At 50.9% G+C, this 23,523-nt stretch carries 18 protein-coding genes and 1 pseudogene; 7 read left to right on the forward strand and 12 right to left on the reverse strand.

Annotation, left to right across the window (positions count from 1 at the left end):
* Nucleotides 1–23 precede the first annotated feature (23 nt).
* The 8 genes and pseudogenes from F0L74_RS11840 to F0L74_RS11875 form a co-directional block, all read right to left on the reverse strand.
* A complete protein-coding gene (locus F0L74_RS11840; RefSeq protein WP_149838074.1) occupies nt 24–998 on the reverse strand; it encodes a FecR family protein in 975 nt (324 codons plus the stop codon).
* A 112-nt stretch (nt 999–1,110) separates the two neighbouring features.
* Entirely contained in the window at nt 1,111–1,707 is a 597-nt protein-coding gene (locus F0L74_RS11845) for an RNA polymerase sigma-70 factor (RefSeq protein WP_149838075.1), read from the reverse strand.
* Nucleotides 1,708–1,851: 144 nt separating this feature from the next.
* Nucleotides 1,852–3,585 (reverse strand): DUF885 family protein, encoded by a 1,734-nt coding sequence (locus F0L74_RS11850; RefSeq protein ID WP_149838076.1) that lies wholly within the window; start codon nt 3,583–3,585, stop codon nt 1,852–1,854.
* Nucleotides 3,586–3,603: 18 nt separating this feature from the next.
* Nucleotides 3,604–4,854, reverse strand: coding sequence for an NAD(P)/FAD-dependent oxidoreductase (locus F0L74_RS11855; RefSeq protein ID WP_149838077.1), 1,251 nt, complete (start codon nt 4,852–4,854; stop codon nt 3,604–3,606).
* A 24-nt stretch (nt 4,855–4,878) separates the two neighbouring features.
* Complete coding sequence (locus F0L74_RS11860; RefSeq protein WP_149838078.1) at nt 4,879–5,883, reverse strand: 4-hydroxyproline epimerase; 1,005 nt, start codon at nt 5,881–5,883, stop codon at nt 4,879–4,881.
* A 143-nt stretch (nt 5,884–6,026) separates the two neighbouring features.
* The gene (locus tag F0L74_RS11865) at nt 6,027–7,448 is read right to left on the reverse strand and encodes an APC family permease (RefSeq protein WP_149838079.1); all 1,422 of its coding nucleotides are present in this window, start codon (nt 7,446–7,448) and stop codon (nt 6,027–6,029) included.
* A gap of 78 nt (nt 7,449–7,526) precedes the next feature.
* Nucleotides 7,527–8,996, reverse strand: a pseudogene (locus F0L74_RS11870) (aldehyde dehydrogenase (NADP(+))); the annotation flags it as partial.
* A gap of 32 nt (nt 8,997–9,028) precedes the next feature.
* On the reverse strand, nt 9,029–9,958 hold the full coding sequence (locus tag F0L74_RS11875; protein ID WP_149838081.1) for a dihydrodipicolinate synthase family protein: 930 nt from the start codon (nt 9,956–9,958) through the stop codon (nt 9,029–9,031).
* Between the two features lie 252 nt (nt 9,959–10,210).
* Here F0L74_RS11875 and F0L74_RS11880 point away from each other — a divergent pair, with 252 nt between their 5' ends.
* Both F0L74_RS11880 and F0L74_RS11885 read left to right on the forward strand, forming a co-directional pair.
* Nucleotides 10,211–11,092, forward strand: a complete 882-nt coding sequence (locus tag F0L74_RS11880; protein ID WP_149838082.1) for an AraC family transcriptional regulator — start codon at nt 10,211–10,213, stop codon at nt 11,090–11,092.
* A gap of 19 nt (nt 11,093–11,111) precedes the next feature.
* Entirely contained in the window at nt 11,112–13,409 is a 2,298-nt protein-coding gene (locus F0L74_RS11885) for a S9 family peptidase (protein WP_149838083.1), read from the forward strand.
* Between the two features lie 72 nt (nt 13,410–13,481).
* Here F0L74_RS11885 and F0L74_RS11890 read toward each other — a convergent pair whose 3' ends face one another.
* Nucleotides 13,482–15,374: a DUF4139 domain-containing protein gene (locus F0L74_RS11890; RefSeq protein WP_149838084.1), complete on the reverse strand. Its 1,893-nt coding sequence runs from the start codon at nt 15,372–15,374 to the stop codon at nt 13,482–13,484.
* Nucleotides 15,375–15,476: 102 nt separating this feature from the next.
* Nucleotides 15,477–16,154, reverse strand: a complete 678-nt coding sequence (gene mnmC2 / locus F0L74_RS11895) for a tRNA (5-methylaminomethyl-2-thiouridine)(34)-methyltransferase MnmC2 (protein ID WP_149838085.1) — start codon at nt 16,152–16,154, stop codon at nt 15,477–15,479.
* A gap of 368 nt (nt 16,155–16,522) precedes the next feature.
* On the opposite strand from mnmC2, the gene F0L74_RS11900 reads away from it, so the two are divergent.
* The gene (locus F0L74_RS11900) at nt 16,523–17,143 is read left to right on the forward strand and encodes a hypothetical protein (RefSeq protein ID WP_149838086.1); all 621 of its coding nucleotides are present in this window, start codon (nt 16,523–16,525) and stop codon (nt 17,141–17,143) included.
* An 80-nt stretch (nt 17,144–17,223) separates the two neighbouring features.
* On the opposite strand, the gene F0L74_RS11905 is transcribed toward F0L74_RS11900, so the two are convergent.
* Complete coding sequence (locus F0L74_RS11905) at nt 17,224–18,153, reverse strand: EamA family transporter (protein ID WP_149838087.1); 930 nt, start codon at nt 18,151–18,153, stop codon at nt 17,224–17,226.
* Nucleotides 18,154–18,292: 139 nt separating this feature from the next.
* On the opposite strand from F0L74_RS11905, the gene F0L74_RS11910 reads away from it, so the two are divergent.
* The 4 genes from F0L74_RS11910 to F0L74_RS11925 are packed head-to-tail and all read left to right on the forward strand — an operon-like array spanning nt 18,293 to nt 21,334.
* Complete coding sequence (locus F0L74_RS11910) at nt 18,293–18,958, forward strand: CGNR zinc finger domain-containing protein (RefSeq protein WP_149838088.1); 666 nt, start codon at nt 18,293–18,295, stop codon at nt 18,956–18,958.
* A gap of 2 nt (nt 18,959–18,960) precedes the next feature.
* Nucleotides 18,961–20,235, forward strand: coding sequence for a flavin monoamine oxidase family protein (locus tag F0L74_RS11915; protein WP_149838089.1), 1,275 nt, complete (start codon nt 18,961–18,963; stop codon nt 20,233–20,235).
* A gap of 40 nt (nt 20,236–20,275) precedes the next feature.
* On the forward strand, nt 20,276–20,839 hold the full coding sequence (locus F0L74_RS11920) for a YeeE/YedE family protein (RefSeq protein WP_149838090.1): 564 nt from the start codon (nt 20,276–20,278) through the stop codon (nt 20,837–20,839).
* Nucleotides 20,840–20,842: 3 nt separating this feature from the next.
* On the forward strand, nt 20,843–21,334 hold the full coding sequence (locus tag F0L74_RS11925; RefSeq protein ID WP_149838091.1) for a DUF6691 family protein: 492 nt from the start codon (nt 20,843–20,845) through the stop codon (nt 21,332–21,334).
* A 2-nt stretch (nt 21,335–21,336) separates the two neighbouring features.
* Here the strand turns inward: F0L74_RS11925 and F0L74_RS11930 are convergent, their stop codons facing one another.
* Nucleotides 21,337–23,520, reverse strand: a complete 2,184-nt coding sequence (locus F0L74_RS11930; protein ID WP_149838092.1) for a peptidase domain-containing ABC transporter — start codon at nt 23,518–23,520, stop codon at nt 21,337–21,339.
* Nucleotides 23,521–23,523: the final 3 nt, after the last annotated feature.

Genomic DNA, 23,523 nt, shown 5'->3' on the forward strand with positions numbered 1-23,523 from the left:
TCCGGATTGTGGTTGATACAGGTTCATGACTCTTTTTTAAGTTTTAGCGAAATAGACTTTCCATTGATCTCAACATCCAGGTTGAGCGCCTGGCAGATCATTTCCATTGTATTCTGTAGTGACTGGTCTGTAAAATCAGCCGTGATCAAACTGCCCGTGATGGCTGCGTCCTGCAGCGCTATGTTCACTTCAAATTTCTTTTCTATCCTTTGTACCACTTCCGACATGCGCACATCGTTAAACGCCATATCGTATTCAGTGCCTTTTGTGATCTCATGTACAGAGGCGCTGTTCCTGTTTTCCCGGGCTATCACCGCGGCCTCTTTATAGATGGCCTGCTGGTTGGGATACAGGATCACCTTGCCGGACTGTGGCGCGCTCAAAGCGATCTTACCTGTTAGTACCGCTACATGCGTTTCATTACCGCTGCTACGGATATTAAAACTGGTGCCCAGCACCGTAGTGGTTAAGCTGCCGCATTGGATCTGGAAAGGATGGGCGGCATCCTTTGCCACTTCAAACAGGGCCTCTCCTTCCAGGGTCACCACCCGGTTACCCTCGCCAAAACTGACCGGAAAAACAAGCTTGCTGTTTCCCTTTAGCCATACGATCGATCCATCCGACAGAATATGCTTTTTGATCCTTCCTTCCGTGCTTTGCATGGCGGTAAGCCTATGCGGCGCCACTATATCCAGCAAGCTGTTTTTGAACAGGGTTCCCGTTATTACCAGACAGGCTACAGCGGCGGCAATCTTCCAGCTCCGGGCGCCGGTGAACATACGCTTTACGATCGTGGGCCGCTGTGCTTTTTCAATACGCTTTACCAGGCGGTTATATCCTTCTGTACGGGCGGTCTCCTTTTCCTGCTCCGGCATAGCGGCAAACGCATCGTCTGCGGCCATACCATCCAGCCACTGCTCCAGTTGGGCAGTTTCTTCCGCATTCAACGCGCCATCCAGGTATTTGTCAATCAGATTTTTCAATTCGTTATTCTTCATCAGTTCTTCTAACTTGGAGTTTATGAGGGCTTGGGTATTGGTGTATATATAGTAAGTACACTCAGCGGCAGCAAACACCTACTCCAGTTTAAAAAATCTTTAAGTTTTTTTATTAAAAAGAGGCGGAAAGGATCAGCAGGAAGCAGATATAGTGGCCCAGCACCATTCTCAGCTGGCGCAGCGCTTTGGTGAGATGGTTTTCCACTGTTTTGCGGGAGATGTTGAGGGAGGTGGCAATATCATGTACGGACAAATGCTCCTGGCGGCTCATGCGGAATACCTGCTGGCATTTTTCCGGCAGCCGGGAGATCTCTTTCTCCATGGTATTTTTCAGGTCTGCAGCGGCTATATGCTCTTCGTTGGAGTTATCTGTTAAAGCGCCCTTATCAACCGCCGCCCGGCTAACGTAGTTGCGGCGCACATGGTCTGCCTTCAGGTAATTGAACAGCTGATACTTAACGGCGGTATGTAAATAAGCGGAAAGCGAATGGGTAAGTTCCAGTGTGGCCCGTTTCATCCAAAGGGAGAAAAATACTTCCTGTACGATCTCTTCTGCCACTTCCTTGTTTTTCAGGCGGTTGTACACATAGCCGTACAGTTTAGGCCAGAATTCATTATAAATGGCTTCGTAGGCGGCCATATCGCCTTCCTTAAGCAAAGCCGTATTAGCAGCTTCGTCGAATAAGTTATATTTATTTATAATATCCAATAGTTTTGACCTATTCTGCCTGGAATACTATAAATAAACAAAAAATAGACGTGAAATCATAGTATAAAATGTGGATGATAATACTATCTAAAAAAATAGTATCGTACATCCGACACATATATTATATACTACTGCTTTTATCCTTCATTTTAACGGGTAGAATCTCCAGTTGGTCTTAAAGTCCTTGCTAAGCGGCTGGTTGGTAAGAATGGCCCTCACCATTTCCACCGGCATATTATTTTCGTGCAGTACAGCGTCGTGGTATTGTTTGTAAGTCATTTTGCCGCTTTCCACCAACTCTTTTTTCAGGGCATAGAATTGCAGGCCGCCAATCATATATGCCAGTTGATACAGCGGGCTGTATCCCAGGCCCGGCACAAAGGAGCGGCGCACTTCGCCGGCGGCATTGGCTTTTTCATGCCCTACCCTGTCCACCAGGAAATCTATACATTGCTGCGGCGTCCATTTACCCAGGTGAAAGTTAAGGGAGAAGATAATACGCGCGCAACGGTGCATACGCCAGAACAGCATGCCCACCCGGTCTTCCGGCGACTGCGGGAATTGCATATCCCATAACAGCAGCTCCCAGTAGAGGGACCACCCCTCTGTCCAGAATGGCGTATTAAAATTGCGGTAGGTCCGGTAGCGGCGGTTCATGAATTGTTGCAGGTGGTGCCCGGCAATGAGCTCATGATGTACCGTAGCGCGGGAAAAATGCGGGTTATTGCCGCGCATGCTCATCAGCTTATCATCTTCGCTCATATCATCCGTAGGATAAGAAATGCTCAGCGTTTCGCCACCGGTAAAGAAAGGGTTCACCAGCTGCCGCTCCGGCGTCATCATGATCATACGCCAGCTTTCCTCCGCCAGCGGCGGAATAGTGACCAAATCATGCTGATGCAGGAACGCTACAGACTCGTTATATAATTTCATGATGGCCTCCGGCTGTTTGCCGGCTGGCACATAAGTGTTCTTTACTTTTTCCAGCGCCTTTTTCCAGTCGTCGCCAAAGCCCATTTCGCGCGAGGCTTTCAGCATTTCCGCATCGCACCAGGCAAACTCCTTATTGGCGATCTGGATCAGCTCTTCCGGCGTGTAGGGGATCAGTTCATCCTGCAGCTGCCGTACCAGCTCATCCCGGCCTATGGGGAAACCCACGATGCCGCTGCCATCCTCCTTACTGCCCGGCGCTACTTTCTCCTGCGATTTCCAGGCGCCGGCGTACAGGCTCAGGGCGCTGTCCAGCTCTTCATAAGGCGCTGCCATCCACCAGGTATACTGAGGATCGTAGCCGTTGTAGAACTGGTGTATACTGTGCAACGCATCCTTCAACCCTTTTACGATACCTTCCGCCCGCAGGATCAGGTCTATATTAATATCCTTTTTATCCCGCAGTTGTTTGGTCTTCTGGCGCACATCCGCGGTCATGCCATGAAAGTCGGCCGCCAGCTGCTGCGCGTTCTGTTCCGTGCCACGGCGGCGGACCTTCTCCACCGCATAGATCTTATCCGCAAACGGAAACCAGTCATGCAACCGGCCATATTCCGTTTCTTCCTGCTGCAGGTCATGCAGCTGGCTTTGTAATTGTTTATGGAAAAGGATGTAATCTACCCGCGCACCGGTTGGCAAGGCATCGAAATTAGTTTGTTCCAGCTGCTGCAGGTAGGTGGTGTTGAGTTTTTGCAGTTGCTGCCGGCGCTCCGGCGAGTTGCCTACAAAATAAAAGCGCCCTATGCTGCCTTTGTCCGCATTGTATTGGACCATGATGTTATTTACCTCGCTGGTCTGCTGGTACAATACATTTTCTTTTTGTTGCGCTTTGCCGGGCAGGTAACAGCCGGCTGCCAGCAACAGGCAGCATACGTGGAGTGCTTTCATGTGATGATCCTGGTTTTCTTAGCGCCGTTGGGGGCGGAAAGGTGTTATATCCATAGAGGCAGGAACGTTCTGTACCAATTCGCTCACGAGTTTGCCGGTACCGGCGCCCAGGCTGATGCCCAGCATGGAATGCCCGGTGGCAATGGTCAGGTTCCTGTATTTATCTGTTTTTCCAATATAGGGCAAACCGTCTGCGCTGCAGGGGCGGTAGCCATACCATACTTTATCTGCCGCAGGCATGGGAATATCATATGCCGGGAAATACCGTTTTACAGATTCCAGTATGCCCTGTACGCGCTGCATACGCGGCGGCGCATTAAGGGAGGTGATCTCCATGGTGCCGCCAAAGCGGATCTTATTGCCATCCATGGGGGAGATAGCTACCCGCGCCTCGCTGAGGATAATAGAGTGGAACAATTTATAAGGCGCGTTCTCAAATGTAACGGAGTATCCGCGGCCGCCTACCATCGGCAGGCGCAGGTTCAGCTGCCGGGCCACTTCACCGCTCCATACGCCTGCGGCCAGCACCACATGATCAGCGGCATAGATACGCTCTCCGGCCTTTACGCCTTTGAGCTGGTCCCCTTCTGTTATGAACCCCGTCACGGACTGGTTCATTTCAAACAACACGCCTTTTTGCCGCAACCAGCCCAGCAGGCTGCTCATCAGCTTATTGGGATATAACTGCGCATCGCCGGCAAAGTACAGCGCGCCCAGCGCGTCTATCTCCGCATGCGGCTCCATGGCCTGCAGCTCCGCTTTATTCAGCAGGCTGGTATCCAGGCCCAGATGCTGCGCTTCTTTTAATGTTTCTTCCGCATGCCGCATGCTTTCTTCTGTCTTAAAGAACTCCAGCATGCCTTTAGGCTCATAGGCAAAGTCCATATCCGGCAGCTCCGCCCAGCTTTCGTACATCCGTTTGCTCAGCAGGGCAATATCCCGCAGCGGTACGGCAGAACGCTCCACGTGGGCATGGGTAGCGCTTTTCATGAACTGCAGCCCCCAGGAGATCAGGTCGCGGTTTAAACGCGGCTGTATATAAAAAGGGCTTTTGGCGTTCATCATCCATTTAATGCCCTGTTTTACGATACCCGGGGTGGCCAGCGGCACAAAATGGCTGGGACAAACATACCCGGCATTGCCGTAAGAGCAGCCCTGCTGCATATCGGTACTGTCTATCACCGTTACCTTATAGCCTGCTTCCTGCAGGTAAAAAGCGCTGCTAAGGCCTATAATGCCGCCGCCTATGATAATTACTTGTTCTGCCATGTGGTTGTTTAAAATAGCCTGCCTTTAGATCACCTGTAACCCGTATGCATACGGATCATCTTCCGGGTCGATGGTAATGGTATTATAGCCGTAGATCCTGGCCCAGCCTTCAATACTGGGACGGATAGCGGGCTTACCGCCAACAGTGGTTGTTTCTTCTATCCTGCCTATGAATTTGGAACCGATGATGCTTTCATGTATGAATTCGTCCCCCGGTTTTAGCAGGCCTTTGGCATACCACTGCGCCATACGCGCAGAGGTGCCGGTGCCGCAGGGCGAGCGGTCAATGGCCTTATCGCCATAGAATACCGCGTTACGGGCGGTGGAACTGCTATCCAGTACGGCGCCCGTCCACAATATATGCGAGCAGCCATTGATGTGTGGATTGTCCGGGTGAACGAACGTATATTTTTCATTGATGCGTTTACGCATTTCCCTGGCCCAGGTGATCAGGTCCGCGGCGGAATAATGTTCCAGCCCTTTGAAGTTTTCCTGCACATCTACAATGGCGTAAAAATTACCGCCATAGGATACATCCACTTTCAGCAGGCCCAGGTCCGGGCATTCCACTTCCAGGTCCGTAGCCTCCAGGTAAGATGCTACATTGGTGAGCTTTACGCTCTTTACTTTTCTGCCTTCCTGCCGGTAGCTGATGGTTACCAGCCCCGCAGGGGCTTCCATCCGTACCACGCCCTGGGTTTTAGGCCTGATCAGCCCTTCCTCTATGGCGATGGTGATGGTGCCAATAGTGCCATGGCCACACATAGGCAGGCAGCCGCTGGTCTCTATGAACAGCACCGCTACATCATTAGCCGGATCATGCGGAGGGTACAGGATGCTGCCACTCATCATATCATGGCCGCGCGGCTCAAACATCAGCCCTTTCCGGATCCAGTCATATTCCCGCAAAAAATGATTGCGTTTATCGCTCATGTTGGCGCCTTCCAGCACGGGGCCCCCGCCGGCAACCAGCCTGACCGGGTTGCCGCAGGTATGCGCATCTATACAAAAAAAAGTTTTCTTTGACACGGTCTATGTAGTCGTTAATTGTTAGTCTATTCAAAAATATTCAGAACCGGCCAACCCACCATTGCAGGTATTGACCAAAGGTTTACAAAAATTAACATAAATACTTCAGTTCTCCTGGCAGAAAGCTTAAAATATGGTGCATTTTATGCCGGCACTACTTTCCGCTGTTTGCCCCATACAAAATAATACACGGGTATGCCCAGCAGCACCAGCCCCAGGCCGGGCCAGGTATACATCGGTTTATACGCCAGTAAGGCCAGGCAGATAACCGTAGCCGCTACTATATAAAACAGGGGCAAGATCGGGTAACCAAATGCTTTGTAGGGCCTTGGCAGCTCCGGCCGGTTACGGCGCAGCCGGAAGATGCCGATGATCGTAAGGATGTAGAAGATGAGCACTACAAAGATCACATAATCCAGCAGCTGCCCGTATTTGCCGCTCAGGCAAAGCAGGCTGGCCCATATGCACTGCAGCCATAAAGCCTTGGCAGGTACGGCGTTTTTATTGAGGACGGCCAGCTGTTTAAAGAACAGCCCATCATTGGCCATGGTATAATATACCCTGGCGCCGGCGAGTATCAGCCCGTTATTACAGCCAAAAGTAGAGACCATGATCAGCGCGGCAATGATAAGGGTGCCCACGCCGCCAAAGATGTGCACTGCGGCTGCTACCCCTACCCTGTCACTCTCTGCAAAAGCAATTTCGTGCAGGGGCATCACGCTCAGGAACATGAGGTTGGCGGATACGTAGATGATGGTCACCAGCAGCGTGCCCAGGAACAGGCTAAGGCCAATATTACGCTCGGGGCGTTTGATCTCGCCGGCGATGAAAGTAACGTTGTGCCAGGAGTCACTGCTGAAAAGCGTGCCTACCATGCTGCCCGCCACCGCGCCCAGCGCCGCCATGCCCACATAGGGCGCCGCGCCGGAGGGCCCCAGGTTTTCCAGCCGGAAACCGGTGGCCCAGTTCCGCTGCCATACGTCTTTGCGCGCCGCCAGCAGCAGGCCAAAGATGATGAGCCCAAACAGGGCGGCTATTTTGGTAAGGGTAAAACTGGTTTGGATGATCTTACCTTCTTTTACCCCTAAAGTGTTGATATAGGTAAGGAAAATGACCAATAAAATGGAAGTCAGCTGGGCGGCCGTGATCTGCATAAAGCCCAGGTCAACTAAAATATGTTTATCGCCCAGGGCGGGGAAAATATAGGCTGCAAATTTTGCAAAGGCCACGCCTACGGCCGCAATGGTACCCGTTTGTATCACGGTAAAAAAGCTCCAGCCATACAGGAAGCCCACCAGGGGGTTAAAAGCTTCTTTAAGGTACACATACTGACCGCCTGCTTTGGGAAACATGGCGCTCAGTTCTCCATAACTAAGGGCGGCGGTAAGGGTTAAGATACCTGCCAGTAGCCATGCCAGCGTAAGCCAACCGGCAGAGCTAACGTTGCGTACAATGTCTGCGCTTACGATAAAGATGCCGGAACCTATCATGGAGCCGGCCACGATCATAGTGGCGTCCAGCAGTCCGAAGGAGCGCTTAAAAGATGTTGGTTGATTTGCTGACATAGATCTCGTTTGGGTAACAGGCAGGGCCTGGGTATATATGAAGGGCCGCAGGCGTACATACGCTTACGGCCCTCTTATTTACGCTTTTGTAAATTCCCCGTCTACCAGCCGCCAGATGCCCAATGGATTGGCATGTTGCAGGGCAGGCGGCAGCATGCCGTCAAAAAATCCCTGGAAACATACCGGGCGCACCCAGCGTTTAATGGCGCTGCTGCCTACAGAAGTGAAACGGCTGTCTGTGGTGGCCGGGAAAGGCCCGCCATGCACCATGGCCGCGCACACTTCCACGCCTGTTGGCGGCGCATTCAGGATAACACGGCCTGCCAGCGAGGTTTGCAGCTCAATAAGATCCGCATGGGCCTTTACATCCGCCTCTGTACCCGCAATGGTAGTGGTTAGCTGGCCACGCAGGCTTTTTAACACGGCTTTCATCTCTTCTTTATCCTCGCATACTACCAGCAGGGAAGAGGGGCCAAATACTTCTTCCTGCAAGATATGATTCTGCAAAAAATCCTTTGCGTTCACACGGGCTAGTACCGGCTGGGCTTCCAGCTCCGCCGCCTGTGCGCCTTCGCTTATCACGCTTACGCCCTGTTGTGTTAACAGCTGGCCGCGGTTATGTACATATGCCTGCTGTATGCCGCCATGCAGCATTTTCTGCGGGGCGCATTGGCCAATGGCATCGCCCAGCAGCTGTGCAAACTGGTCCAGTGCCGGGCTGCGCAGCGCGATCAGTAAACCCGGGTTAGTACAGAACTGGCCCATGCCCAGGGTCACGGAACCGCCAAAGGTCTGCGCCAGGGCGGCGGCATTTTTCTCCAGCGTATCCGGCAGGAATACTACCGGGTTAATGCTGCTCATTTCGGCAAATACGGGTATGGGTCTTTCCCGTTGATTGGCATAGTCAAACAAGGCTTTACCACCCGCAAAAGAGCCGGTAAAACCTACGCCCGTCGCTAAGGGGTGCATGACCAGCTCCTTACCTATCTCATTGCCCGGTTGCGCTACGTGCTGTACGGTATACGCGGGCATGTTTGTTTTTTTGATGGCGGCTTGCATGGCCTCAAATACCTGCAGGGAAGTATTCGCATGCGCCGGGTGGCCTTTGATCACCACGGTAGCGCCGGCTGCCAGTACGCTGGCAGTATCACCGCCCGCAGTGGAGAAGGCAAAGGGGAAATTACTGGCCCCAAATACCACCACCGGACCAATGGGCAGCAGCATTTTGCGGATATCCGGCCGGGCGGGCGTACTATTGGGGTTAGCGCTGTCAATCACCGCTTCTACCCAACTGCCCTCGCGTACCAGGTTGGCAAACAGCTTTAGCTGGTTGGTGGTACGGGTAAGCTCCCCGTTTAAACGGGCCGGGGGCAGGTTGGTTTCCTGTCCGGCAACGGTTACCAGCGGCTCGCGCCTGGCTTCGATCTCAGCGGCAATGGCTTCCAGGAAGGCCGCCCTTTCTGCGGCCGGTACTTTCTTATACTCTTCAAATGCAGCAGCGGACTGCTGCAGGATGTTGTTTACGTCTGTCATGGATAGCGCTTTTACATGGGTGAAAGGTGAAGTTAATAAAACTACCCCTAAGCGCTAAGCGCTTCTATGGAACGGTAGTCCGGTAATTCCGGACGGTTCACCAGCGCAGTGTTGATAACAGAAAGGATCCGCTCGCGCTCCTTACCGGCCAGGGTGAGGCGCGGCGCGCGCACATATTCGCTGCCCAGGCCCGCCTGGGTCTCTGCCAGTTTAATATATTGTACCAGTTTGGCATGCAGGTCCAGCTCCAGCAGGGGCAGGAACCAGCGGTAAATAGCTACGGCCTCAGCCATACGGCCGGCTTTTACCAGGCGGTAAATAGCCACTGTTTCTGCCGGGAAAGCGCATACCAGGCCGCCTACCCATCCGGTAGCGCCCAGCACCATCTCTTCCAGGGCCAGGGTATCTACTCCGCACAGGATCTTAAAGCGGTCGCCAAAATGGTTGATCATCCGGGTTACATTGGATACGTCGCGGGTAGATTCCTTTACCGCCTGTATGTTTTTATGCGCCGCCAGCTCCTCAAAAATGTCCAGCGTCACATTTACTTTATAATCCACCGGGTTGTTATAGATCATGATAGGCAGGTCTGTAGACGTAGCTACTGCCTTGAAATAAGCGGCCGTTTCGCGGTCATCGCTTTTATACCGCATGGGCGGCAGCAGCATCAGGCCTTTAGCGCCCCAGGCTTTGGCGTCTGCGGCCTGTTTAATGGCGGCGGCGGTAGCTCCTTCCGCAATATTCAACACCACTGGTATACGGCCTTCCACCCTCTCCACGGTGTATTTTACCAGCGTTTCCTTTTCAGCGTCGGTCAATGTGCTGGCCTCACCCAGGGAGCCGCCCAGGATAATGCCGTCAATACCGGCTTCCAGCTGTGCCTGCAGGTTCCTGTCAAACAATGGAAGATCCAGTTCATCATTGGCAGTGAACTTAGTAGTGATTGCAGGAAATATACCTTTCCATTCAATAGACATATAACACTAATTTTTTTTCAAAAGTATTTCAAACGGCACAGGCTTACCTACCCGATTATAATCAATTATTACCTTATATTAACCTGTTTTGAGTAGGGATGGGGTAAAATTTGTAATATTGATGCAAGGGGTAACCATTTGATGCTTGCATTTATTTACCAGTATATTCCGTTATGAAGTATGCGGCGCCAGGGATACCGCCTTTTTACAAGAACATCCGCTAACGACTTTATCAACCAATTGCCGACACGTATGAAAGTGCTACAGTTTACGATACCTGTGCCGTTGGACAAATCCATCATTGTACAAAAAGATGTGCTTCCTTTTTTCTATCCGCACCTGCACCGCCACCAGGAGATACAGCTTACCTGGATCCAGAAAGGCGACGGCACGCTGGTAGCGGATAATAACATGCATGCCTTCCGCTCTAACGAGATCTACTGGCTGGGCGCCAACCAGCCTCATATCTTTAAAAGCGAGCCTTCTTATTTTATGCCCAAAAGCAAAAAGAAGATCGTTGCCTGGATGTTCTTTTTTAATCCTAACGGACAGCTGTCGGCTTTTTTTAACCTGCCGGAGCTTAAGCTGCTAAAGAACTTTGTACAACAACACCAGTCCGGTTTTAAACTACCTCCGCAGCATGTAACGGAAGTATCTAATAAAATGCTGCGCATAGCGCAAAGCGCCGGGGCAGACCAGCTGATGCATTTCGTAGAACTGTTAAAACTACTGAGCAGCTACCAGGAGCTATTACCGCTGAGCGCCAGTAATAAAACGCCTATGTTCAGCGAATATGAAGGGATCCGCATCGGCAATATCTATAACTATATCATGCAGCAGTATGACCGGCCTATTACGCTGGAAGACGCGGCCAAACAGGCGCATATGACGCCGCAGGCTTTTTGCCGTTTCTTCAAGAAACATACGCTGCACACCTTTGTATCCTTCCTGAACGAGGTGCGTATCAACGAAGCCTGCCGTAAACTTACAGATGGCGCTTATGATAATATCGCCACCGTAGCGTACACCTGCGGGTTTAACAGTATAACGAACTTTAACCGGGTATTTAAAGGTATTACCGGCCAATCACCCAGCGAATATGTTAATAGTTACTTCCAGAACGTAGAACACTAAACCCTTTAATGGAAACGCCATGTTACTTTACACTACCATCCGCCGCCGTTCTTTACCATGCGGGATCCTGCTGCTGTTATTGATCAGCAGCGCCTGCCGCCTGTATGCGCAAGGTACAGCGGAAGACTACCGCCGTGCCAACGACTGGGCCAACCGCACCAAGGATAAGCTGTATTATGCCCCCTTTAGCTTTAACTGGATAGGCGACAGCCACCGCTGCTGGTATTACCAGCAAACGCCAAAAGGCAAGGAGTTTATACTGGTAGACGCTGATAAGCGCAGCAAACAACCCGCCTTTGACCATAGCCGGCTGGCCACCGCCCTCAGCTCCCTGCTGCACCGGAACTATAAGGCCTACGAACTGCCGTTCAGCAATATCGACTATAGCAATAACGGGCAAACGCTGTTACTTAACGTAGGCGATACGGCTTTACAATGCCGCTTATCAGACTATACCTGTAAGATAGATTCCATCAAACAGAAAGGAACACCGCCCAACCGGTACTGGGGCAGTTCAGCGGATGACCAGGCCAATGAGCCGGAAGTATCGCCGGATAGCAACTGGGTGGCGTTTATCAAAAACTATAACGTATATATCCGGAATATTAAAACAAAAGCGGAACAACAGCTAAGTTATGATGGGTCAGAAGGTGAGTTTTATTCCACCTACATACAATGGTCGCCGGACTCCAAAAAATTAGTGGCCAATAAGGTACGGCCTAATAAAAAGCATCTGCTATACCTCATTTCCTCCTCACCGGAAGACCAGCTGCAACCCAAACTAAGCACCCGCGAGTACCTGAAACCCGGCGATGCACTGCCGGTAAGAACGCTGGCGCTTTTCGTAATAGATAGCAAACAGCAACTACCCATAGATCCCTCGCTCTATAACCAGCAATATAGCCTCAATAACCTGGCCTGGCGTAAAGATAGCCGAGCCTTCACCTTTGAATATAATCAGCGCGGGCACCAGGTGTACCGCGTGCTGGAAGCGGATGCTGCTACCGGCAAAGTAAAAGTGCTGGTAGAAGAGACCAGCCCTACTTTTATTGATTATAGCGGTAAACGCTACCGCTATGATGTAAAGGATGGCCAGGAGATCATCTGGGCCTCTGAAAGAAGCGGCTGGAACCATCTGTATCTGTATGATGGTAAAACCGGCCAGGTAAAACACCCTATCACCAGCGGTAACTGGGTAGTGCGCTCCGTAGTAAAGGTGGACGAGCAGGCACGTACCGTCATCTTTGCCGCCAGCGGCCGTGAGGCCGGCCAGGACCCTTACCTGCTGCAATATTATAAAGTGGATTTTGACGGCCAGCACCTGGAGCCGCTCACCAGTGAGAATGCACAGCATGCCGCCAAATTCAGCACAGACTACCGCTACTTTACAGACGCCTATTCCCGGGCAGATCTGCCACCCGTGACCGTACTGCGCGATGCGAATGGCAAAGTGATCATGGAACTGGAAAAAGCAGATATCAACGCCCTGCAGCAAACCGGCTGGCGTATGCCGGAAGTATTCTCCGCCAAAGGCAGGGACGGGCAAACAGATATATGGGGTATCATTATCCGGCCAAGCAATTTTGACGCTGCTAAACACTACCCGGTGATTGAGAACATCTATGCGGGCCCGCACAGCTCCTTTGTGCCCAAGACCTTTTACGCCGGTATCCGCGGCATGCAGGAACTGGCAGAACTGGGTTTTGTGGTGATCCAGGTAGATGGTATGGGCACCTCTAACCGCTCCCGTGCTTTTCATGATGTATGCTGGAAAAACCTGAAGGACGCCGGCTTCCCGGACCGGATCCTGTGGATGAAAGCCGCAGCAGCTAAATACCCTTATATGGATATCACCCGTGTAGGCATTTATGGCACTTCCGCCGGCGGACAAAACGCCGCCGGCGCCGTACTGTTCCACCCGGAATTCTATAAAGCGGCAGTGGCCTCCTGTGGCTGTCATGATAACCGTATGGATAAGATGTGGTGGAATGAGCAATGGATGGGTTATCCCATAGGTCCCCAGTATGAAGAATGTTCTAACGTAACCAATGCCTGGCGCCTGCAGGGCAACCTGATGCTGATCTTAGGCGAAGTGGACGATAACGTAGACCCCTCCTCTACCCTGCAGCTGGTGAATGCGCTGATCAAATCCAATAAGAACTTTGATTTTGTGATGGTGCCGGGTATGGCCCACTCTTCCGGCGGCGAATATGGCGAACAAAAACGCCGCGACTTCTTCGTGAAAAACCTTTTACAGGTAACGCCTCCTTCGTGGAATGAGATAAAGATGGATAATAAATTATTGGGAGCAAAATAACGGCGTTTAACATAACAAGGAGGCCGTATCAGCAGCTGCTGATACGGCCTTGTTTTATCTGAATTGTCCCCTTTAATCAATATTAACGATCGCCGTTCTTGGGTATGTAACATTATACTTCAGCTGCTGCTTTTCCTCCGCGGCCGGCTGCAGCACCATCTTCCAGGTAAGCATTTGGGTAGATTCCTCCAATTGTCCGTTACCATAACTGATACCGGAAATATCCATGGCTGCATTGCTGCTGATGGGCAGCTGATCTTGTATAGTTATGCTGATAGGCGCCTGCTTGTTATTCTTAACGCTTAAATTCCAGGCGCGGGCTACGGTGATATTCTTGCCTAAAAAGCGCTTACGGCTGTAATCTTTTTCCATAGTGCGGCTTACGCTTACCTGGTTATCCCTGCCCAGGGAGATCAGCAGCGTATCGCGGGAAGATTGCAGGTCCAGCAGTGATTTGCCCAGGTAAGTGTCTTCATAAAAAACACTGGCTTCTCCTTCTAACAGGTTCAGCGATTCCCAGTCTGTAATGCCGGCCACCAGGAACGCCGCTTTCTGCAATTTGGGCACCGCATAATATTCATAACTGGCAGGCACTTCCAGTTCTTTTACGCCTACGGTATAGGGCTTGCCATCCGGCTCAATGGTATAGGGAATGGGAATATCGTAATAGAAAGTAGTGGGTGTGTATTGCTCGCTTACATCCGGGATGGTATTGGCGGAGGCTTTGCGTGTAACGTTAGCTTTTTTCTCAAATGTATCTGCTTCCGCGCCAGACAGCCTGCCCTCCCCTGATACGCCATACCCTACTACCACCACTTCATCCAGATGTCTTTCATCCACCTGTAGTCCCACCTGCAAAAATCCACCGCTGCTTGGGATCTCTTTACTCATATACCCTATATAGGAAAACACAAGCGTTTGCTCTCTTCCTGTTGATGGCAGATCAAAATAACCACCCGCATCTGTAACGGTGCCTAAGGTAGAGCCCTTTACTTTTATAGAGGCGCCCGGCAGGGGTGAGCCCCTCTCGTCTGTTACGCGGCCTTTTATCTCATTACTGCTGAGTGTACGCTGTATTTCCCTTACCCTGCTCAGCTCATCATAACTGCTATAGGTACGCAGGTACCAGGGCTGCAGCAGCGGCCGCACATTGCCCTCATCCGGATTACCGGTGCTTAGCTGCAGTTTCACCTTGTTCCATACCTCGCCGCATTGCTGGAATACTTTGGCTTTAAACGTGATATCCAGCGGATGTGATATATCCTTTACCCGGATATCATAAGAGGGCAGCCAGCCCGCATTCTTTACCAGGTAACTTACCGTGCATTTACCGGTGGCCGCCGTTTTGGACAACACATCCAGGATAATATCGCTGGTAGCTGTTTGCTGCTGGTTATGCAGGGCGGCCAGTTGTTTACTGATCTTTAGTTTTTCTTCTTCTAAGAGCCGGATCCGCTGTTTAATATCCAGCTGTTTTTCCAGCACCTCTGCCAACCGCTGGCGTTGCAGGTCCAGGACCTCTTTCAGATCCGCGGCCTTAATCCCATTGGTACTGCCGCCTATATCCTGGTTCTTACCCAGCATGGCTTCCTCCTGCGTATATACCTGCAGGTTGCCCTTCTCATGGGCGAGCTTGTTATCCAGGTCTTCCTGCTGTTTCAGCAATGCGGCTATCTCTTCACGCTGCTGCTGTTCCCGGATGAAATTAGGCTGATAGGATACAGATAACAACGTAACATTGCCTTCCATTTTTACCTGTATGCTTTTTTCCTCCACATCGGGGGATATAGCGGAGAATATAACTTTATTATTACCGGGTGTTAAGGTGTACTGCATGCTGCGGGTCACCTGCGCCCCTTTCAGGAAAATGGTCACCTGGTCAATAGCGCTGGTTGTTTTAGAAGCAGTTTGCGCGTAGCTGTGGTGTAGTGTCAGCAACAGTGGGAGTAAATAGGCAAATCGCATATGTTAGAGTTTTGTGAAAGATGCAGCGGAAGGGGTGTTTTCCATAAAATTGCATAAAAATCATGTAAATAACTCTTAATCAGTCATTAACGAAACACCTAATTACAATTTCCGGCTCACCACTATTTCCCTTTTCCCCGGCGGACCGGGCTGTTTTGTTACCTGTAAGCCCGCTGACTGCATGGCCCTTCTTACCACACCTTTACTACAATAAGTAACCAGCGCAGCTCCGGGATACATACGCGCAGCCAGATGCTCAAATACGGCAGGGCTCCACAGCTCCGGTTGTATCTCCGGCGCAAAAGCGTCAAAATAAATAAGATGATACTGTTTTGTTACCGGGGCGGACAGGTATTGCGCTAATGACAGCTGTCTTTTATAGAGCGTAAATAAAGGATGCAGGCCCATTTCCTGTTCCCAGGGCGCTTCATGTAAGCTAACCAGGTTACAGTTGGTGGCAGGTATATTTAATAAACTGTCATAGTTCAATGCCTGTACTTCTGCTGCTGATAAGGGATACAGCTCTACCGTCTCATAATATACCGGCTGCTGAGCGGCAATAACTTCCTGTAAGGTGAGGAGCGCATTGAGCCCCGTACCAAAACCCATTTCAAATATATGCAGGCAGGTATGCTGCTGCAGAAGCGGGCGCAAACCAGCCTGTATAAATATATGCATGCTCTCCTGCAATGCGCCATGGGTGCTATGATAAGTAACTTTTGTACCGGACAGGCCAATAGTATGGGATCCGTCATCCGTTAACTGTATGTGCCGTTCCATGATGCAAATATAATAGTCCGCAGCATGCTACGCAGTTGCATACACGGCACAAAAATGTGGACACAGTCAACAAGGAAACAGGGGGATTGGGTGTAGCTTCTACAAAAAGCTATGTTAAAAACAGGTTGGCATAAAAAAGAACAACTTTTTTAAACCCTTACCAGCAAAGGGTCGTAGGGTATTTTAACAAAACGTTTTCGATTTTGTGCAGGGTTTTTGTCTTTTCTACTGGCATTACCAGAAGTATGGTTCACTTCAAAATTCGTTAACCATAAAATTGAAAAACAATGAGAACACAAATGTTGAGATTCGGCCTTATTGCTGGCGTAGGAGCATTACTGCTTACACAAGTAAACGCCAAGACTGTCATGAGCGCAAACAAATTGTCCGGCGACACTGCATCCGTTGCCAATGACACCGCCTTTCTGAAAGGAGACACCGCTGCTTTCGCTAAGGACACCGCGTTCTTTGCAATGGACACAGCCGCTATGTCAAGCGACACCGCTATGTTTGCAGCTGATACTGCAGCATTTGCGAAAGACACTGCAATGTTCGCAGCTGACACCGCCACTTTCAAAGCTGACACTGCTTTTGCAGTAGATACAGCAGCTTTTGCAAAAGATACTGCTCTTTTCAGTAAAGACACCGCTGCTTTTGCACATGACACCGCATTCTTTAAAGACACCGCCTCTTTTGTAGTGGACACCGCTGCTGCCAGGGACACCGCTGCTTTTGCCCGGAAGGATACTGCCTTCTTTGCAAAAGACACCGCCCTGTTTAGCAAAGACACCGCCACTATGCGCGATACTGCCACTTTTGTAAAGGATACTGCTTCCTTTGCTAAAGATACGGCCACTATGCGCCGCGACACAGCTGTTATCCGTGATACCACTGCAGCGCAGCAGGTAGATACAGCCGCCACAAAGAAACATGCTAAGCACAAGGGGATGAAGGATGCCAAACCAAAGAAAGACACCACGCAGCAGTAACCTGAAAAGGTAACTGTAGCAATAAAGTGTAAAGGTATTTTCCTCCGGAAAGGCAGTGTATAACACTGCCTTTTTTCTTTTTATGCCTTGGCCAGTTTATAATTAGGCACATTCGTTAATAACACGCCTGCCAGTATTATCAGCAGCGCCATGATCTGCAGCCAGGTGATCTGTTCATTGGCGAAGATCCAGCCAACAAATACCGCCACTACCGGGTTCACATAAGTATGCGTGCTTACCAGCGCCGGCGGCCGTATGGTGATCAGCCAGGTAAAAGCCATATAAGCCACCAGCGATCCCATGGTAATAAGGTATAAAAGCCCGCCCCATGCGGCAACAGGTACTGCCGCAATGGAGAAGCCGGACCACTCGCCGGTAAATGCCGCGGTCAGCCCGCTAAAGAGGCCCGCAGCCAATAGCTGCAGGCCGGTTGTCAGGGTATTGGAATGGCTGTGATCAATTTTATTTTTTGCATATAAAGAGCCTACCACCCACAGAATGGCGCCCAGCAACAATACCAGGTTACCAATAAGCAACATGGCCCCATCATTTGTTTGTTGCGTACTGCCGCTGGTATAGTGGAAGAACAATAACATACCCGCAAAACCTACCAACAACCCCGTAAGTACCCAACGGTTCGAGAAATAGTTACCCCATTGCTTTTTATCCAGCAATACAAAGAAGAAAGGCTCTGTAGCCATTATGATGGCCGCATAACCGGAGTTAACATACTGCTCTGCCCAGGTAACCAGCCCGGTGCCGCCTACCAGCATTAAAATACCGCTTACGGAACTGTTGCCAATCACCGCAAGCGAGGGCAGCTTTTCACCCCGCAGTAAACACCAGGATATTAAAAGGGTACCGGCAATAATGCCGCGGAAGGCCGTTAGCACAAACGGCGGAAAACCCTGCAGGCCAAAGGCAATTGCCATATAAGTAGTGCCCCAGATGATATAGATGGCAATAAATGCCAGGACTACCAGCCATTGAGGCGATGCTTCAGTTCTCATACAGATGACGGTTAGGTTCGGTGATCAACACAATTACTACCAGTAAAATAAGCTTTACTGGTGTAAATGTACATCATTCTTTCTTACCACCAAAAGTATTTTTACTGGTAAAAATGCTGTATCTTTCGTTTCGTAATTTATGAGCAAAGAGAGAAACATAGCCAACCTGCCCCTTGATGGTGGAGCGCTCTGCTTTCACTTCATCAACACCGTTGACTCCTGGCGGGATGAGCCCCGGCATGAATACTTGGATAGTTATGCCACCGTGCTGGAATGGAGCCATAAAGTGAACATCCTCACCACAAAAAGGATTGCGGATCTGCGGCAGTATGCCGCCGGTCACCCCGGAGCGGCAGCCGCCGCGCTGGAACAGCTGAAACAGGTAAGGGAAACACTGTACCGCTTTTTTTCCGCCTTGGCAGAAGGGGAAACAGCTGCCTTACCGGCGGCGGAATTGCAGGCATTTAATACGGCGCTGGCCGCCGGCCTGTCCAGGATCCGGTTCACCATAAAAGCGGCAACCCCACAAAAAGGCGCCCATCTGCAAAAAGACCAATACCCACAGCAAAGCTGGCTGGAGGAAGACACGGACCTGCTGGCCCCCCTGTGGGTGGTGATGAAATCTGCGTATGATGTCCTCACTATGGAAGATCCTGAACGGATCAAAACCTGTGGCGCCTGCGGCTGGATGTTCCTGGACCAGACCAAGAACAATAAACGCCGCTGGTGTAATTTAACCTGCGGCAGCATAGAGAAATCGAAGAAATATTACCAGAGCAGGAAGCATAAAGAAGCGGAACATTAACTATGGCAACAACACTTATCATTGGCGCAGGAGCGGCAGGCCTGATGGCCGCCAGGGAACTGACAAAAGCCGGCAGGCAGGTAATATTGCTCGAGGCGCGTGACCATATAGGCGGCCGCATGCACGGGCATACCGGCGCTGAATTCGTGCACGGCGACCTTCCGGTAACCATTGGATTATTACAGGAAGCCGGCATCCCTTATAACGCTATTACCGGCGTTATGTGGCAATATGTTAACGGACAGCTATCCCCGGTGGAAGATTGGATCATCCCCCACTGGCCAGACTTTGTAAAAGCGTTGCGTTCGCTGCAACAGGATATGCCGCTACAGGATTTCCTTACACAATATTTCCCCGAAGATAAATATGCCGACTTACGCGATATGGTGCTCCGTTATGCCTGCGGTTATGATACCGCCGAACCGGCAGATGCGAGTACAATGGCCATGCGCGAAGAATGGCTCTCTGAAAAGGATGCGGAACAATACCGCATTGTTGGCGGATATGACCGGCTAACCGCCTTCCTGGAGGCAGACATCCGTACAGGTGGCGGCGTGATCAAATGCCAAACGGTTGTAAAGGAACTGCATTGGCAGCCAGGGCAGGTGACCGCCGTAGCTACAGATGGGCTACAATACAACGCCCAGCATGCCATCATCACCCTGCCCTTTGGCGTATTACAAGCGCCCGCAGGCGCGCCGGGCAGCGTGCAGTTTGTGCCTGCGCTACCGGCACAGCAGGCCGCTGCCCAACAAATGGGCATGGGCGGCGTGATCAAGATCTTACTGCATTTCCAAAAAGCTTTCTGGGAAGAACATCCCGTAGGCGATGATGGCTCGCCTACGCCAGACCTGTCTATGATCTTTTCCAAAGAAGCCGTACCTACCTGGTGGACACAGCAGCCGGAAAGATCCACGCTGCTCACCGGCTGGCTGGGGGGCCCCCCGGCCCGGGAATTAAAAGACGCCAGCACTGAACACATTTTGCAGATGGCCCTGGCTTCACTGGGCGCTATCTTTAACATGCCCGTTACTGCTTTACAATCATTGCTGCAAAGCCACGATATCATTAACTGGACCGCGGATCCCTTTACCAGGGGCTCCTACACCTACCCTACCGTACAAACCAAAGCCGCGCTGCCGGTGTTAAGCGCACCCGTAGCGAATACGCTTTATTTTGCAGGAGAAGGGTTTTATGAAGGCCCGGAAATGGGCACGGTAGAAGCAGCGCTGACAAGCGGGAAAGCAATAGCCGGCAAGATCTGTGAGCTGGTTTGATCAGCAACGCATATTATCCATTATATACAATTACCAACCTATGTTACAAACGCTCTCACAACCCTGGCCCTGGTATATAGCCGGACCACTGATAGGGTTGATCGTACCGGCTTTATTGCTCCTGGGCAACAAAAGCTTTGGTGTTTCCGCTAACCTGCGGCATATCTGTGCAGCCTGTTTACCAGCCAACATTCCCTTTTTTAGCTACGACTGGAAAAAAGAAAGCTGGAACCTCTTCTTTATAGCCGGTATTGCTATCGGCGCTTTCCTGGCCACTTACGGACTCGCCAATCCGCAGCCCATACAGGTGCATCCTGCCCTGGTCCGCGAGCTGGGCGGTTATGGTATACATGATTACAGCAATATCATCCCACAAGAGCTGTTCAATTTTAGTTCACTGCTTAGCATACACGGTTTTATCATTATTGCTATTGGCGGCTTCCTGGTAGGATTTGGTACCCGTTATGCCGGCGGCTGCACCTCCGGGCATGCTATTATGGGGTTGGCTACCCTGCAATGGCCATCGCTGGTAGCCACCTGCTGTTTTATGGCCGGTGGATTTTTTATGGCAAATGTCATCCTCCCATTTATACTTCAACTGTAAACGATGTTCAATACTAATACCGATTTTGAAGTACAATCACTGGATATCAACGCTATATCCGTAGCAGAGAAAACAACGCATTGGTGGGACCTGCTTAAATATACCGCCATCGGTATGTTACTGGGTGTGATCTTTATAAAGGGAGAGATCATTTCCTGGTTCCGTATACAGGAAATGTTCCGGCTGCAAAGCTTTCATATGTATGGCGTAATTGGGTCCGCGGTAGCGGTGGCCGCGTTTTCTGTGTGGCTGATCAAAAGATTTCATATCAAAACTATCCACGGGGAACCGGTGGTATTCTATCCCAAACAATTCAATAAAGGGCAGGTAATAGGCGGGCTTATCTTCGGGTTTGGCTGGGCGCTCACCGGCGCCTGCCCGGGGCCTTTGTTTGGATTACTGGGGGCGGGCGTGCCTGTGGCGATCGTGATGATCGTATGCGCCATTGCGGGCACCTGGGTATACGGTTTGCTGCGGGATAAATTACCGCATTAGCATTAAACAGAGATCATTCCCTGGTGATGGCTCCACAACCGGGCATAGACCGTATTCCTGGCCAGCAGCTGACTATGTGTGCCCTCTTCTGCCAGGGCGCCATCTTGCAGCACCACGATCTTATCCGCGCTGATTACCGTGCTTAAACGGTGGGCAATGATCACAATGGTCTTACCGGCATCCCGTAACAGCTGCATGGCATTCTGCACGTACAAATCTGAAACCGGATCCAGGGAAGAGGTGGCCTCATCCAGGATCAGGATCTCCGGATCCCGGTAAAGGGCGCGCGCAATAGCAATACGCTGGCGCTGCCCGCCGGAGAGGTTTACGCCATGCTCGCCCAGCAGGGTATTAAAACCATGCGGTAGTTTCTCAATAAATTCCAGTATGCCCAGTTGCTGGGCAACGCGCAGCACCTTCTGCATATCCGGCTCAAACTCGCCTATGGCAATATTTTCCGCCACGCTGCCGGCAAAAAGGTCTATTTGCTGCGGCACTACGCTTACCTGCCTGCGCAGGCTCTCATGCTGTATATAACGGATATCTGTATTGCCAATGGCAATAGCGCCTTCTTTTAAAGGATAGATATTCTGCAGCAACGACATAAGCGTGGACTTACCGGAACCGCTCTCCCCTACGATCGCCGTGATCCTGCCGCGCTTCAGCTCCAGGTTAAAATTGTGAAATACGTCCAGGCGCGCCCCATAGTTAAAGGTGACGTTATTGAAAGTGATATCGCCGATCATTTCCGGCTGTAACACTACTTTTTGTGTAGTCTCTTCCTGTTCCAGGTCCATGATCTCAAACAGCCGGTCTGCCGCGATCAGTGCATCCTGCATGCTTTTATTGGCGGTAATAAGGCTCATGGCCGGCCCGGTGAAATATCCCACCAGGGCGTAAAAAGACAACAGCTCTCCGGGGCTCAGCTGCCGGTCTATCACAAAAATGGCCCCTATCCACAACATCACTACCACAAAGATGCTGGTGGTAATATTGGCGGCGCTGCCTATATACAGGTTGCCGATGGTAGACCGGTAAATGGTTTGCAGTAAACGTATAAAACGATGCTCTGTTTTTGTATTGGCATGTTCCTCCAGCCCAAAACGTTTAATGGTAGCGGCGGCATTCAGGGATTCCACCAGCTGGCTGCCCAGTTCCGCGTTATCTTCCATCAACCGCCGCTGCAACTTTTTATTCACCCGGTTACTTACCTGGTAAATGACCAGGTAAGCGGGAATGATGGCCAGCATAATAAGCGCCAGCTTCCAGTAATAGGTGAACATGAGCGCAAAAGAAAAGATAACAATGAATATGTTCACTACCAGCGTAAGGGCTACATCATTAATGAATACGCGTATTTTAACGGCATCATTCACCCGCGAGGTGATCTCCCCCACCCGCATCGTATCAAAGAATTGCTGCGGCAGTTTCAGCAGGTGTTTATAGTAGCCTAATATCAGCCGGGCATCCAGCTGCTGGCCGGTCTTAACGGCAAAAATGCTTTTGAGGTTACCGATAAAGAATTGCAGCAGCAGTATCAGCAACATGATAATGCCTAAGAGATTCAGCAGATTACGGTTACCCTCTACCAGCACATTATCAACGATCTTTTGTACATAGATAGAAGTAGAAAGCCCCAGCACCGTATAGACCATCGCGCCAAAAAGGGATTGGGTCAATACGGAGCGATGCGGGCGCAGCAGGAACCAGAAACGCTGCAGATGGGAGATCTTTTCATTACGTGGCGTAAAATCCTCTTCCGGCATCAGCAGCACGAGCACATTGGTCCATACCGCCTTAAACTCCTCATGTGTTTGCCGGTGAAACTCCCCATCCATGGGGTCCATGATCACCACCTGTTTATCTGTTACCTGGTAAATGACCACAAAATGTTGCAGCACGCCGTTTATCACTACATGGGCAACAGCAGGTTTAGGGATATTGGCCAGCGCTTCCAGCGGGCCTTTTACGCCTTTGGCCTGGAAGCCCAGTTTCTGTGCCGCTTCTATCATGCCCAGCACATTGGTGCCTTTTTTATCTGTGCCGGCATACTGGCGGATGCGGGCTACCGGCAGCTGCAGGTTATAATAAGTGGCTACAGAGGCCAGACAGGCGGCGCCGCAATCGCTGATGTCGCGCTGTTTTACTTTGGCATTGCGTTTTAAACTGGCAGCTAGATTACTCATATA

It is taken from the genome of Chitinophaga agrisoli, assembly GCF_008386695.1.
In the GTDB taxonomy this organism is placed as follows: domain Bacteria; phylum Bacteroidota; class Bacteroidia; order Chitinophagales; family Chitinophagaceae; genus Chitinophaga; species Chitinophaga agrisoli.